The sequence below is a fragment of the Corynebacterium sp. HMSC070H05 genome (assembly GCF_001837615.1).
GTDB classification, from domain to species: Bacteria; Actinomycetota; Actinomycetes; order Mycobacteriales; family Mycobacteriaceae; genus Corynebacterium; species Corynebacterium coyleae.
This window is the reverse complement of sequence record NZ_KV833295.1, coordinates 38,856-52,065: the sequence shown is the minus strand read 5'-3', so window position 1 is coordinate 52,065 and position 13,210 is coordinate 38,856. Positions and strand designations below refer to the sequence as shown.

The window sequence follows — 13,210 nt, the reverse complement described above, 5'->3', positions numbered from 1 at the left end:
GCTTTACCTTTCATCTAAAAGAACAAGAGCTGTGTCACAGTGTAAATAACCAAACCGGCCAGTGCACCGACCACAGTGCCGTTCAGACGAATGAACTGCAGGTCACGGCCCACCATCAGCTCGATCTTCTCCGCTGCTTCCTCCCCATCCCAACGCTCAATCGTCTCCGCGATAATCCCAACGATCTGCTCCGCGCCGTTCTCAGCCGCGTAGTGGGTGATCTTTTCCAGACGTGCTTCGGCGTCGGCACGGACCGTGGGGTCGTCGCGAAGCTTGGTGCCCCACTCCACCGACGCATCTGCCACCTTCCTGCGCAGCGTGCTCGACGGATCCGACGCCGCCTCCACCAACGCCGTGGACAACTGCTCCCACATCCCGGCAGACGCCGAACGCACCGCATTCGACGCCATGATATCGCCCTTCAGCGCCTCCACGCGCGAGATCATATCCCCGTCGAACTGCAGGTCCTGCGCAAAGTCGTTGATCTGCCGGCGCAGCGCCCGCCGTGCCTCGTGCTGCGGGTCCTCATCCACATCCGCCATGAACGACACCAACTCGTCGTACACACGCTGCCCAACGAGATCTTTTGCAAATTGGGGAGCCCAGCGGGGCATGCGTTCGTCGATAAGCGAAACGACCGTGTCCTCCATGCCATTTACTTTGCGACGACCCCACGCCACCATGTCATCCACCACCGGCTCCACCTTGCCATCTGCAATCAACCCCTCCAGCGCACGGCCCAGCGGCGGAGCCCAAATCGGCTCCGCAAAGCGGTCGATCACCTGCGAATCGATAAACCGCTCCGCTTCCTTCGGGTCGATGCCCTCGACCATGCGCACCACGAACGTGCCAACCTCCTCACTGACACGCTCCGCGTTCGCTGGCTGCGCCATCCACGTACCCACGCGCTCCGGGATGCCCGCGTCCATCACCTTTTGCGTAATCGTGCGCGCATTCAAGAAGTTCTCGCTGACAAAATCGCTCAATGCACCCGCAACCTGATCCTTTTTGTTCGGAATGATCGCCGTGTGCGGAATCGGAATCCCCATCGGGTGCTTAAACAACGCGGTCACCGCGAACCAGTCCGCCAAACCACCCACCATGCCGGCCTCTGCACCCGCCCTGAAGAATCCAATCCAGAACCCTTCAACACCCCGGGACTGCGCCCACGAGCACGCCAGGAAGATCACTGCCGCCACCCCAAGCAGGCTCGTCACCGCAATCTTGTGATTACGCAGGACGCGGCGACGCTCCGCCTCATTCGTCGGGCTAGGCATCAACTGATCAGTCATGTCCCTGATTAAAGCAGCCCGCCCGACACGGGCACGAAAAATGCCCCCTCCGCCGAAACGAAGAGGGCAAAAGTCCAGCGCGTTAGTTCACGCGGCCTGTGCGCTTGCGGTACTCCTTGTAATCCTTCCGGCCAATGCCGATGAAGATGAAGGCAAGCACCGTGGTGATCACAGCCTCAACGACACCCAGGATGAGCAGACGCTCTGCCAGACCGTGAGTCTGCGAGCCAAAGCCGTAGACCATCGCACCCCAGCCCCACACTGCCAGGCCAATGCCGAACAGTGCGGACAGAAGCAGGCCCATTGCAACCCAGGTGATGTTGCGGTTCAGGGACGAGTGCGGCGCACCCAGGGATACCGGGTCGTAGCCCTCGATGTACGTGTCCTCAATCCTGCTCTGGTACTCAGGGAAAGACTCGCTGTGGATATCTGCAACTGCATGAGAACCCATGATGATGTTTCCTTCTACTACTGCTGGTTCTACCAGGACTCCAATACCTCGGAGTATACGGCAGATCTAGTCGTCGCCACCCTTGAAGGCAGCACGGGCACGCTCAGCGTTGATCGCACCGACTGCATCAAGCGGGATACCGGCCGGGCAAACATCAGCACACTCGCCGTACAGCGAGCAGTGGCCGAAGTTGGTCTCCAGCTCATCAACCATGTTGCGGGCACGACGGCCACGCTCCTGCTTACCCAGCGGCAGCAGCTTCAGGTGCTTGAGCTTCGCGCCGGTGAACAGGTGCGCAGCACCGTTCGGGCAGGCAGCCACACAAGCGCCACAGCCAATGCAGGCCGCGTAGTCAAGTGCGGTCTCTGCATCCTTGTGGTTCACAGCCAGCGTGTCAGCATCCGGAGCGGTACCAGCGTTGACAGAGACGTAGCCACCCTGCTGCATGACGCGGTCCAGAGCGGAACGGTCCACAGTCAGGTCCTTGATCACCGGGAATGCACCGGAGCGGAACGGCTCAATCTTGAGCGTGTCGCCGTCGTTGTAGTTAAACAGGCGCTGCAGGCAGGCCGTCGTGTTCTGGCCAGCACCGTGCGGGCGACCGTTGACCAGTACGCCACAGGTGCCGCAAATGCCTTCGCGGCAGTCAGAGGCGAACACGAACGGTTCTTTGCCCTCTTCGACGTAGTTGTTGTTGACGTGGTCGAGCAGCTCCAGGATGGACATCTGCTCCACAGCGTCGTCGACCTGGACGGTCTCGAAGCTGCCCTCAGTGTCAGGACCAGCCTGGCGCCAGATTTCAAGTGTCAGTTTCATTACTTGTAGTTCCTTGCCATCAGCGGGATCGAATCGAAGTACAGGGGTTCAGCGTGGCGGATGAACTGGCCTTCGCCGGCCGGCTCCCACGCGGAGACGAAGCACCAGTTGTCGTCGTCACGCTCTGCCTCGCCGTCATCGGTGAGGTGATCCATACGGTAGTGAGCACCGCAGGACTCGTCGCGGTCAAGAGCGTCGATGCACATGAGCTCGCCGAGGTTGATGTAGTCAACCAGGCGCAGCGCAGCCTCGAGGGTCTGGTTCATGTCATCCGCGGTACCCGGGATGGAGATGTTGGCCCAGAAGTCCTCGCGCAGTGCACGGATCTTACGGATGCCCTCTTCCAGGCCCTCCACGGTACGGGCAACGCCGCAGTGCTCGTAGAGGATGTCGCCGAGCTGCTCGTGGAAGTGCTCCGGGCCGTGCGGCTCCGGGCCACGGATGGACATGATGCGCGCGATGCGCTCCTCCACCTCAGCAACAACGTCCTTGGCTTCCTGGGAGTCCTCGGAGAGCTTCTCCTCACCGAGGTGGTTTGCCAGGTAGTTCGGGACGGTGAACGGCAGGGTGAACCAGCCGTCGACGGATGCGGACAGCAGCGAGTTAGCACCCAGACGGTTTGCACCGTGGTAGGTCCAGGAGCACTCACCGGCGGCGAACAGGCCGTCGATGGAGGTCATCTCGTTGAAGTCGGTCCACAGGCCGCCCATGGTGAAGTGGACGGTCGGTGCAATACGCATCGGAGCCTTGTACGGGTCGTCGCCAGTGGAGTCCTCGTACATCTCGAACAGGTTCGAGTAACGCTCACGGATGGTGTCCTCGCCGAGGCGCTCAATCGCGTCGGAGAAGTCCAGGTATGCGGAGTTGTGCAGCGGGCCAACACCGTAGCCGGCATTGAGCTGCTGGGAGATCGCACGGGACGCAACGTCACGCGGCACCAGGTTGCCGAAGGCCGGGTAGCGACGCTCCAGGAAGTAGTCACGCTCGTCTTCCGGAATGGTGTTCGGGTCGCGGTCGTCGCCCTTTTCCTTCGGGGTCCAAATGCGGCCGTCGTTACGCAGCGACTCCGACATCAGCGTGGTCTTTGCCTGCCACTTCGCGTTGACCGGAAGACCGGTCGGGTGGAACTGGACGAAGCACGGGGACGCCAGGTAGGCACCACGCTCGTACGCACGCATCATGGCGGAAGAGTTGGAGTTCTTCGCCAGCGTGGTCTTGTGGTACACGTTGCCGTAACCGCCGGTAGCCAGGATGACTGCGTGGCCGGTGAACGGCGTGATCTCACCGTTGATCAGGTTACGGGTCACAATGCCGGAGCAGTGCTTCTTGCCGTCCTTCTCGGTGATGATCAGATCCATCAGGTCGTGGTGAGTGAAGATCTCAACGTTGCCCAGGTGGATCTGGCGCTGCAGAGCCGAAGCGGTAGACAGCTGCAGCTGCTGGCCTGTTTGGCCACGGGTGTAGTAGGTACGGGAGACCTGCACACCACCGAACGAACGGGTGGCCAGGGTGCCGCCGTACTCACGAGCGAACGGAGCGCCAATGGCGTTCATGTGGTCGATCACGCGGACCGACTCGACAGCCAGGCGCCAGCAGTCGGACTCGCGGCAGCGGTAGTCGCCGCCCTTCACGGTGTCCTTGACGTGGCGGTAAGCACCGTCGTTATCCACCTTCTTGCCGCGGGCGGAGTTGACGCCACCCTGTGCAGCAATGGAGTGCGCACGACGCGGAGCATCGTGGTAGGTGAAGGACTTGACGTTGTAGCCGAGCTCGCCAAGTGCCGCAGCAGCTGCGCCACCGGACAGGCCGGTACCAACAACGAGGACGGTGAACTTACGACGGTTCAGCGGCGACACCAGGTTCATGTGGTCCTTCTGGAACTCCCACATGTCCTTCATGCGCACTTCGTCGCGGTTTGGCTCGTTGGACTGCAGGATCTCACCCGGGGTGACACCAGCAGCAGCCGACTCCGGCTGACGGAACGCCTGGGCCTGGGCCTGGCCAGCAGCCGGCGTCTCGGTGGAGGCCTGCTCGCCGTGCGAACCCTGATTCGAGGAAATAGAGGTAGTCATATTGTTTCTCCTATTTGGCCATTACCGAACGAAGTCCGGGACCCAGCCGGCCGCAAGAGCGATCGGCATGATGACGTTTCCGGCGACGACGATGAACGGGAGGATGTACGCGAGCACGACCATGAGGCCCTCACCGCGCTTGCCCAACCAGCCAAGGTCAGACACAGCGAGGTAGATGCCGTGGGTCAGGTGCAGCAGCAGTGCCAGGTTCGCGACAACGTAAACCAGGGTGACCCACCAACGACCTGGGCCGAAGGTAGCCAGCAGGTTGTTGCGGACTGCGCCGTGGACGAACTCGTCGGAAGCCACAGCAACACCCATGGTGAGGTCCAGGATGTGGAACACGATGAACAGCAGCAGGATGACACCCGTGACCAGCATTGCGCGGGTCGCGGTGGACTGCCAGCCACCCATCAGACCCGTGCGCTTGAAGCGACCGCGGGATTTCTTCGAACGGCCGTGCAGGGCGAATGCTCCCCAAACGTGCAGCACCAGGCAGGCGAGCAGCACGATGCGAATAATCCACAGGAAGCCCTCACGCGGGAACAGCGGCTCGCCGATCGTGCGGAGGAACTCGCCGTAGTCGTCGATCGGCGCGGAGCCGTCGGCGTGCAGCGGCATAAAGATCTTCAGGTTGCCCACCATGTGGCCAAGCACGAAGAGACCGAAGATGAGGCCGGTGATGGCCATGGTCAGCTTGATGGCCCATGTTGGGTAGGACGGCCGCTCGCGCAGCGGCTTTTCAGTAATTTTTCCGTGACGAATGGCTTCACGGTCTGCGTTTTGTACAGTCATGGCACCTCCAGTGTCGCTAATACTCTATGAGAATCGCGCCGGTTACACACACCTGAATTGCAGGCCGATCCATGTTTTTCCCAAGTTTCAACCGACACTTGACCCCTCTCCCCAGTACGCACCGCACTTTGTGACCTTCCTCACTGCGAGGCATTGATGGTGGATAGCCAACAATCCTCACCCCGTTAAGTGTCAATCTTTGGTTGGTTAGTTTCACCTAACTGCCAGCTCGGGGCGAAATCGGTACGCTGGCCCCCATGGCTATTGACAAGAACACCGAGAACTCTGCAACCCGTCAGATTGATGCCCCTGCGGCCGCGATCTTCGACATCCTGTCCAACCCCGAGCGCCACGCCGAGACCGACGACTCCGGCATGGTTGTCTCCGCCGATCAGGCCGAGCGCCTCAAGGCAGTCGGCGACACGTTCACTATGAACATGACCAAGGAGGACGGCGACTACCAGACCGTCAACGAGGTCTTCGCCATCCAGCCGGACCGCATCATTGGCTGGAAGAACGTGGAAAACACCACCGCCCAGGTGAAGGTTGGCGCGAAGTGGCTCTACGAGCTCGAGCCGATCGACGCCGACAACACCACCGTGAAGCTCACCTACCAGCGCGATGAGCTGGAGGAGAACCTGCTGGGCATGACCGAGAAGTTCAACGACGACTTCCTGGCCAAGTCCCTGGACAAGCTCGCAGCAGCAGTCGCAGGCGCATAAGCACTCGCTTTTCGACGACCCCACGCGGCACCCCGCCAGCCGGGGCGCCGCGTTCTGCTTTTGCTGATCGTCTAGCTTCCTTGGCAGCACAACCAGACGATCAACGCACCTCGCCCGCGTTTTCCCAGGTGATAACGCAACCCATGTTCAATATGGCGCGGATCGTCTAGTGGCAGCTAGACGATCCGCACCACAACATAAAAAAGGGGCGCGACCTGTGCGGTCGCGCCCCTTTTTATGCGGCGATCAATTAAAGGTTGATCATGTGGCCTTCGACGCCGTGGGCAACTTCCTTGAGCACCTCAGACAGGGTCGGGTGGATGTGAATGGAGCGAGCGATCTCACCGGCGGTCAGATCGAAGCGCTGTGCAAGCACAACCTCCGGCAGGAGCTCGGAAACGTTCGCGCCAACGAGGTGGGCGCCGAGGATCTCGCCGAACTCAGCGTCGGCGACGAGCTTGCCAAAGCCTGCGGTCTCAGCCAGGCCGACTGCCTTGCCGTTTGCGGTGAACGGGAAGGTAGCGACCTTGATGTCGCGGTCCGGCCACTTCTCCTTGGCCTGCTCCTCGGTGTAACCCATGGATGCAACCTGCGGGTTACAGAAGGTGGCGCGCGGGGTCATCATGTAGTCCTCGATCTCGAGGGTCTCTGCACCCGCGATGGTCTCGGCGGCGATGATGCCCTGCGCCTCTGCGACGTGGGCGAGCTGGAGCTTCGCGGTGACGTCGCCGATGGCGTAGATGTGATCGACGTTGGTGCGCATGCGCTCGTCGATAGCAATGGCGCCGCGGTCGGTGAGCTCGACGCCGGTGTTCTCCAGGCCGTAGCCCTCGGTGCGCGGTGCGAAGCCGACGGAGATCATGACGCGATCGGCCTTGAGGGTCTCGGTCTTGTCGGAGCCGTTCTTCTTCACGTCGACCTCGACGGAGTCGCCGTTGTCGCGGACCTCGGTGGTGGCGTGGCCGGTGAGCAGCTTCACGCCGAGCTTCTTGTACGCCTTGGCGATTTCCTTGGAGACGTCCTTGTCTTCGTTCGGCAGGACGCGGTCCTGGTACTCGATGACGGTGACGTCAACGCCGTAGTTGGACAGCACGTAGGCGAACTCCATGCCGATGGCACCTGCGCCGACGATGACCATCTTCTCCGGAGCCTCAGGGTTGAGGATCTGCTCTTCGTAGGAGACGACGTTCTCGGACAGTTCGATGCCCGGCAGGGTGCGCACGACGGCGCCGGTGGCGATGATGCAGTCGTCGAAAGTGACGGTCTTGCCCTTGTCGTCACCCTCGGTGATCTCGATGGTCTTGGCGTCCTTGAAGGAGCCCAGGCCGTTGATTTCCTGGATTTTGTTCTTCTTCATCAGGTAGTGCACGCCGCCGACGATCTTCTGGGAGACCTGGCGGGAGCGCTTGTGGGCGTCGGTGTAGTCGAATTCCACGTCACCCTTGATGCCGAAAGTTTTTGCTTCGTGGTTGAAGATGGAAGCGACTTCAGCGTTCTTGATCAGCGCCTTGGATGGGATGCAGCCTACGTTGAGGCAGACTCCGCCCCAGTACTGCTTCTCAATAACGGCAACTTTCTTACCCAGCTGAGCTGCACGGATGGCGGCGACGTAGCCACCGGGGCCCGCGCCGAGGACAACAACGTCAAAATGTTCTTTACTCACGATGCATATGGTACGTCCCCGTCTGGCAAAATGTGGCGGAGGATCTCCCCAAGTCTTTAGGAAAGCGAGCACAGTTCCGTGAAACTCACGCGTCCGGCCATCGCCGTAGCCGCTGTCGCCCTTGTTACAGCAGGTGCCGTTCCCGTTGTCCATTACGCATCTTCGCTTGACGACGACACCCCCGCCGTCCTCAGCGCTGCCCAGTCGACAGTGAATACAACACTGCCTGAGACCACCACCTCGGAGACGACCGAGCCGACTGAGAAGTCGACCACGTCGGAAACGTCGGCAACGTCGACCTCGAACGAGCCCACCCCGACCACGTCCGAGCTGGTACCGGAGGGCTCCAGCAAGGACACGACCAACGAGGACCTCACCTCGAAGGACGGGAAGGACGACTCAGCCACTGACGCGGATGCGGACGCCACGGTGCTTTCGGAGGATGCGGCGAAGCTGAACCCGATGGGCGAGGATATGCAGCAGCACCCGGCGATCAAGGAACTCGGCGAGGTGCCGAAGACGATGAGCGGCGCGGACCAGCGCTGGGTCAAGCGTCTGGCCGACAACCAGCGCGTGTGGAAGAACGAAGCGCTGCGCGTGCACTCGGAGTCGATGGATCGCGACATCCCGGTCGCGGTGTTCTACGCCACCAACGACAAGGGTGAAACGGTCGAGAACGCCCCGACGGTTTACCTACTTAACGGCGCTGGTGGCTCCGAGCAGGACACCGACTGGGTTTCCCAGGCACTCGAGGAAGTCCACGAGGTCTACGGTCGCTCGGGCGCGAACGTGGTCATCCCGATGGAGGGCGCGTTCTCGTACTACGTCGACTGGGCTGCAGAGCCGCCGACGGAGAAGAACGTGTTTTACAAGGGCAAGCAGATGTGGTCGACGTTCCTGGCCAAGGAACTGCCGCAGACCATCGAGCCGTACATCAAGGCTGACCCGAACCGCCGTGGCGTGATCGGCATGTCTATGTCCGCCACCTCGTCGCTGCTGCTCGCTGAGCACAACCCGAACATGTTTAAGGCCGTCGGCTCGTTCTCCGGCTGCCCGGCAACGTCGCGTCCGCTGCCGAGCTTCTTCATCAACCTCACGGTGGACCGTGCTGCACCGGGTGTCATGACGCCTGAGTACATCTTCGGCCCGATGGGTTCGGACTACAACCGCCGCTACGATGCCCTAGTCAACGCACCAGCCCTGGCGGGCACTGACACGAAGGTGTACATCTCCACCGGCACCGGCCTCGCAGCGGAGACCGACATGCCGGGCACGTTGCGGAAGCGCCTCGAAGATAAGGGCTTGGACTCCTCCGACGCGTTTGTGAAGGGTTCCGCGAACGCCGCGACCCTGCTGGTCGAAGGCGGCGCGATCGAGGCTGCGATGAACGCCTGCACCCACGACTTCCTGGTCAAGGCGCGTGCCAACGGTGCGGAGGTCGCTCACGCTGAGCTGCGCCCGGTGGGCACCCACTCCTGGCCAGTGTGGCGCGACGACCTGAAGCGCTCCTACGAGACCGTGTTCAAGTCGGCGCTCGGCCTGTAACTGGGTCTGTAACCGCGCCTGTAAAAAAACAGGCAATAAAAAAGAGGCACCCTGCAAAAGGGTGCCTCTTTTTCTAGCTTTTAGAACATGCCCAGGCCGTAGGCGATCGTGGAGGACGTCGAGGAGCCGAAGTGGATGAGCTGGCCGAGGACCTCGTTGATCTGCAGCTGGACGGATTCGATCGGGTTCATGTCGCTTTCCTTTCAAAACGTGGAACATCTGTAACAATAGCCACAGGTTTAACGTATGTACCGTACAATGACGCTTCGAATGTCGTCAGGCAACACACTTTCGTTACAGAAACGGGGACCCGCCTCATGAAGACCTTGAAGAAAGCTGCGCTCGCAGCACTCACCGCCGTCGCCCTCGCATGTGGTACGACTCCCGCGGTGGCGCAGCCGGTTGGCGTGGTCAAGGCGTGGGACGCCACGGCAAACCCGCCGACTGTCATCCACACCGGCAAGCCGCAGTCCTGGGTGAAGCAGGTCGACCACAAAACGGTCCTGTCCTACAACGTGTTCTCCCCGTCAATGAACCGTGACATCCCCGTCGCCGTCATCCCCGCCACCAACCCGGCTGGCCAGCGCGTCCAGGGCGCGCCGACGCTCTACCTGCTCAACGGCGCAGGCGGTGCGGAGCAGGACCAGGACTGGATCCACCTGCACACCACCAAGGACTACTTCGCGGGCAAGGGCGTCAACGTGGTCATCCCGCAGGCTGGCGCATTTTCGTACTACACCGACTGGGTCGCCCCAACCGTGCGCTCCCGATACCTCAACGGCCCACAGAAGTGGGAGACGTTCCTGACCAAGGAACTGCCTGGTCCGATTGAGCGCACCCTCGGTGCAAATAACAACCGAGCGATCGCCGGGTTCTCCATGTCGGGCACCTCGGCGCTCGTCCTGCCGCAACACAACCCGGGCATGTACAAGGCGGCGGCATCGTTCTCCGGCTGCGCGGCGACATCCTCGCCAGCCGGCTACAACTTCGCCCGCATCACCGTGAACCGCGCGTCGGCTACCCAGGACTTCAAGACCGTCACCCCGGAGATGATGTGGGGTCCGATGGGCGGACCCTACAACCGCTGGAACGACGCCCTGCTCAACGCCGAGAAACTGCGCGGCCTGAAGCTCTACGTCTCCGCGGGCACCGGCCTGGCGGGGCGCAGCGACCAGGTCAGCTACCTCATCGGCCTCGGCGCACCGGACCCGATCGCACACATCGGCGCGGCAACGCTGCAGGTAGAAGGCGGCGTGATCGAGGCTGCGATCAACACCTGCACCCACGACCTCAAGGCAAAGCTCGACGGGTTGAACATCCCGGCGCACTTCGAGCTGCGCAACGTGGGCACCCACTCCTGGCCGTACTGGCGCGACGACCTGGACAAGGCCTGGCGCACCACTATCGCACCGGCACTCGGGGTGTAAGCCCGCGCTGGACTAGACTTCGCAGGCGATGAAACGCCGCAGCGACAACTACACGGGCGTGGAACCCAACCGTGGGTTCCACGTCACGCATTACGACCTGGATTTCGACTACATCGTCGGACCCAACCGGCTCAACGCCACCGCAACGTTGACGCTGACCACCACCGAAGCCCTGCACCACCTGACGTTGGATGTGGCGGAGGGGCTTGCGGTTCGGCGCGTGGAGTCGTCGATAAGCAGTGGCATCAAGCGCTTCCGCCAGTCGGGTGGAAAATTGCGCATCTCGCTTCACGACGACCTCCCGGCCCACACCGAATTCACCCTCACCATCCGCTACGGCGGCAACCCCCGCCCGCGACGCACCGCGTGGGGCGAACTCGGCTGGGAGGAACTGGACAACGGCGCGCTGACCGCCAACCAGCCCAACGGCGCACCCACCTGGTTCCCCTGCAACGACACCCCCGACGAGAAGGCGACCTACACGTTTAACGTGCGCACCGACCGCGACTACATCGCCGTCACCAACACCACCGCGCACCCGATGCCGACGTACCTGGCCACGGTGCAGGTCGGCCAGTTCCAACGCGTGGAGCTCGGCCGCAACGTCGTCGCATGGCTGCCCGGCGCGCAACCCGGCGACCTAAACAAACAGCAGGCAATGCTGGACTACTTTGAAACCGTCTTCGGGCCATACCCGTTTGAGAACTACCAGGTAGTCGTGCACGAGGAGGCGCTGGAAATCCCGCTCGAGGCGCAGGGCCTGTCCATCTTCGGCATCAACCACCTGCGCCGCAACCAGCGGCTGATCGCGCACGAGTTGGCGCACCAATGGTTCGGCAATTCGCTCGGCATCGGCCACTGGCGCGATATCTGGCTCAACGAAGGTTTCGCCTGCTACGCCGAGTGGCTGTGGGCGGATCACGCAGGACAGATGCCTATCGACGACTCCGTGCGCACCCACTACAACAAACTCACCCCCATGCGGTTTACCCTGGCGGATCCGGGCCCGCGCGACATGTTCGACGACCGCGTGTACAAACGCGGCGCGATCACGCTGCATGCTTTACGACGAAGCGTCGGCGACCCAGTCTTCTTCAACACGGTGCGCGATTATGTGGCTGCGAACGCGGACGGGATCGTCGATACGCAAACGCTCATTGACGCCTTTGCCCGCAACGGTGCCGACATTGCCCCAATCCTGGAGGCATGGGTGCAGCGCGCCGAACTGCCGGAGTGCCCGTGAAACACCTCTCGCTGGCGACAGTGTTCGCCGCCATCAGCGGGCTGGTCGTCGTCTGGGTTGCCGGCTGGGCGCTGGACGTAGAAACCGGCTACCGGTACTTCCTGGCCTACTGGGGGCTGTTCTTCGCCTGCGCCGGAATCGTGGACGGCATCACCCACGAAACCACCCGCGCCGTCGCCGCCGCCCGCGAGGACGGCACTCGCGGCAACGCCAACCCGTGGCGCATGGGTGCGGTCATCGGCGGGGTGGCGCTGGCGCTCGTGGCGGTGTTCGGCCTGTTCGGCATGGGCACGATCGTCCCCTCCGACCCGACGCTGGCCACCGCGCTACTGGCGTTCGGCCTGCTGTCTTACGCGTTCCAATCGGTGCTCTCCGGCGTGCTGTCGGGTGCGGGACTGTGGGAGCGCTACGCCGCACTCGTGGCGTTGGACTCCGGCGCGCGCCTGGTCCTCGCCGTGCTCACGCTGCTGCTTGGCGGTGGGCTTCGCGAGTTCCTCATCATCACCGTCATCGGCGCCCTGAGCTGGGTGGTCATCCTCGCCGTCGACCCGGTACGCGTCACGCTGGACGTGGACCGCGCCACATTCGTACGCCGCGTCCTCTCCGCCATGACCGCCTCGGGCGCCTCCGCAGCGCTGATCACCGGCTTCCCCACCGCCGTCAGCGCCGCGTTTCCCGACGACCCGCAGACCTCCCTGACCGTCGCCGCGATCTCGAATGCCGTCATGCTCACCCGCGCACCCGTGCTCGTGCCGCTACAACGCTTCCAATCGGCGCTGGTGGTGCGGTTCGTGGAACACCGCGACCGTATTTACAAGGCGCTGGCCGCCCCCATCGGCGCGGTGCTTGCTCTCGGCGTGGTGGGGTTCGCCGCCGCGTGGCTCATCGGGCCGTGGATCCTGCGCCTCGCGTTCAAACCGGAACTGTTCGTCGCCGGCCTCACGCTCGGACTGCTCACGTTCGCCTCGGCGTTTATGGGCATGCTCATGATCACCGGCGTGGCAGTACTCGCGCTGGAACGGCATGCGTTTTACGTGGCAGGCTGGGTCGCGGCGACGCTGAGCGCCTTCGCCGTCCTCTTCATCGCGCCGTGGGGCGTGGCCACCTCGGTTACCGTCGCCCTGTTCATCGGGCCGGTTGTCGGTGCGCTCGTGCACCTCGCGGGCCTTGTAAGGTAACGCGAT

11 protein-coding genes are annotated in these 13,210 nt (G+C 62.6%); 5 read left to right on the top strand and 6 right to left on the bottom strand.

Translation table 11 applies throughout. The features are described 5' to 3' along the window. Window positions 1–14: 14 nt before the first annotated feature. The 5 genes from HMPREF2617_RS03505 to HMPREF2617_RS03485 all read right to left on the bottom strand — a co-directional run bounded on the left by HMPREF2617_RS03505 (window position 15) and on the right by HMPREF2617_RS03485 (window position 5,426). Complete coding sequence (locus HMPREF2617_RS03505; RefSeq protein WP_246821691.1) at window positions 15–1,292, bottom strand: DUF445 domain-containing protein; 1,278 nt, start codon at window positions 1,290–1,292, stop codon at window positions 15–17. 82 nt (window positions 1,293–1,374) lie between these two features. Continuing rightward, window positions 1,375–1,743 carry a hypothetical protein gene (locus HMPREF2617_RS03500; protein ID WP_070839954.1) on the bottom strand — a complete coding sequence of 123 codons (369 nt, stop codon included), beginning with the start codon at window positions 1,741–1,743 and terminating at the stop codon, window positions 1,375–1,377. Between the two features lie 66 nt (window positions 1,744–1,809). Then, on the bottom strand, window positions 1,810–2,559 hold the full coding sequence (locus tag HMPREF2617_RS03495) for a succinate dehydrogenase/fumarate reductase iron-sulfur subunit (protein ID WP_070839952.1): 750 nt from the start codon (window positions 2,557–2,559) through the stop codon (window positions 1,810–1,812). After that, window positions 2,559–4,631 carry a fumarate reductase/succinate dehydrogenase flavoprotein subunit gene (locus HMPREF2617_RS03490; RefSeq protein ID WP_070839950.1) on the bottom strand — a complete coding sequence of 691 codons (2,073 nt, stop codon included), beginning with the start codon at window positions 4,629–4,631 and terminating at the stop codon, window positions 2,559–2,561. The genes HMPREF2617_RS03495 and HMPREF2617_RS03490 overlap by 1 nt, the downstream gene beginning before the upstream one ends. A 21-nt stretch (window positions 4,632–4,652) precedes the next feature. Then, window positions 4,653–5,426, bottom strand: coding sequence for a succinate dehydrogenase cytochrome b subunit (locus tag HMPREF2617_RS03485; protein WP_070421514.1), 774 nt, complete (start codon window positions 5,424–5,426; stop codon window positions 4,653–4,655). A gap of 257 nt (window positions 5,427–5,683) precedes the next feature. Here HMPREF2617_RS03485 and HMPREF2617_RS03480 point away from each other — a divergent pair, with 257 nt between their 5' ends. Further along, entirely contained in the window at window positions 5,684–6,148 is a 465-nt protein-coding gene (locus tag HMPREF2617_RS03480) for an SRPBCC family protein (RefSeq protein ID WP_070421515.1), read from the top strand. A 250-nt stretch (window positions 6,149–6,398) separates the two neighbouring features. Here the strand turns inward: HMPREF2617_RS03480 and lpdA are convergent, their stop codons facing one another. Then, window positions 6,399–7,811 (bottom strand): dihydrolipoyl dehydrogenase, encoded by a 1,413-nt coding sequence (lpdA, locus tag HMPREF2617_RS03475; protein ID WP_070421516.1) that lies wholly within the window; start codon window positions 7,809–7,811, stop codon window positions 6,399–6,401. 78 nt (window positions 7,812–7,889) lie between these two features. Between lpdA and HMPREF2617_RS03470 the strand changes: the two genes are divergently transcribed. The 4 genes from HMPREF2617_RS03470 (at window position 7,890) to HMPREF2617_RS03455 (ending at window position 13,204) form a co-directional block, all read left to right on the top strand. Further along, on the top strand, window positions 7,890–9,356 hold the full coding sequence (locus tag HMPREF2617_RS03470) for an alpha/beta hydrolase (RefSeq protein ID WP_246821690.1): 1,467 nt from the start codon (window positions 7,890–7,892) through the stop codon (window positions 9,354–9,356). Between the two features lie 317 nt (window positions 9,357–9,673). Next, window positions 9,674–10,783, top strand: coding sequence for an alpha/beta hydrolase (locus HMPREF2617_RS03465; protein ID WP_070421517.1), 1,110 nt, complete (start codon window positions 9,674–9,676; stop codon window positions 10,781–10,783). 28 nt (window positions 10,784–10,811) lie between these two features. After that, window positions 10,812–12,026: a M1 family metallopeptidase gene (locus tag HMPREF2617_RS03460; RefSeq protein ID WP_070839948.1), complete on the top strand. Its 1,215-nt coding sequence runs from the start codon at window positions 10,812–10,814 to the stop codon at window positions 12,024–12,026. Beyond that, a complete protein-coding gene (locus HMPREF2617_RS03455) occupies window positions 12,023–13,204 on the top strand; it encodes a hypothetical protein (protein ID WP_070839980.1) in 1,182 nt (393 codons plus the stop codon). Before HMPREF2617_RS03460 ends, HMPREF2617_RS03455 begins: the two co-directional genes overlap by 4 nt. The last annotated feature ends 6 nt before the right edge of the window (window positions 13,205–13,210 follow it).

Excerpts from the sequence above, each read along its gene's own strand:
- HMPREF2617_RS03505 (WP_246821691.1), bottom strand. The coding sequence starts at position 1,292 with ATGACTGATCAGTTGATGCCTAGCCCGACGAATGAGGCGGAGCGTCGC.
- HMPREF2617_RS03500 (WP_070839954.1), bottom strand. The coding sequence starts at position 1,743 with ATGGGTTCTCATGCAGTTGCAGATATCCACAGCGAGTCTTTCCCTGAG.
- HMPREF2617_RS03495 (WP_070839952.1), bottom strand. The coding sequence starts at position 2,559 with ATGAAACTGACACTTGAAATCTGGCGCCAGGCTGGTCCTGACACTGAG.
- HMPREF2617_RS03490 (WP_070839950.1), bottom strand. The coding sequence starts at position 4,631 with ATGACTACCTCTATTTCCTCGAATCAGGGTTCGCACGGCGAGCAGGCC.
- HMPREF2617_RS03485 (WP_070421514.1), bottom strand. The coding sequence starts at position 5,426 with ATGACTGTACAAAACGCAGACCGTGAAGCCATTCGTCACGGAAAAATT.
- HMPREF2617_RS03480 (WP_070421515.1), top strand. The coding sequence starts at position 5,684 with ATGGCTATTGACAAGAACACCGAGAACTCTGCAACCCGTCAGATTGAT.
- HMPREF2617_RS03465 (WP_070421517.1), top strand. The coding sequence starts at position 9,674 with ATGAAGACCTTGAAGAAAGCTGCGCTCGCAGCACTCACCGCCGTCGCC.
- HMPREF2617_RS03460 (WP_070839948.1), top strand. The coding sequence starts at position 10,812 with ATGAAACGCCGCAGCGACAACTACACGGGCGTGGAACCCAACCGTGGG.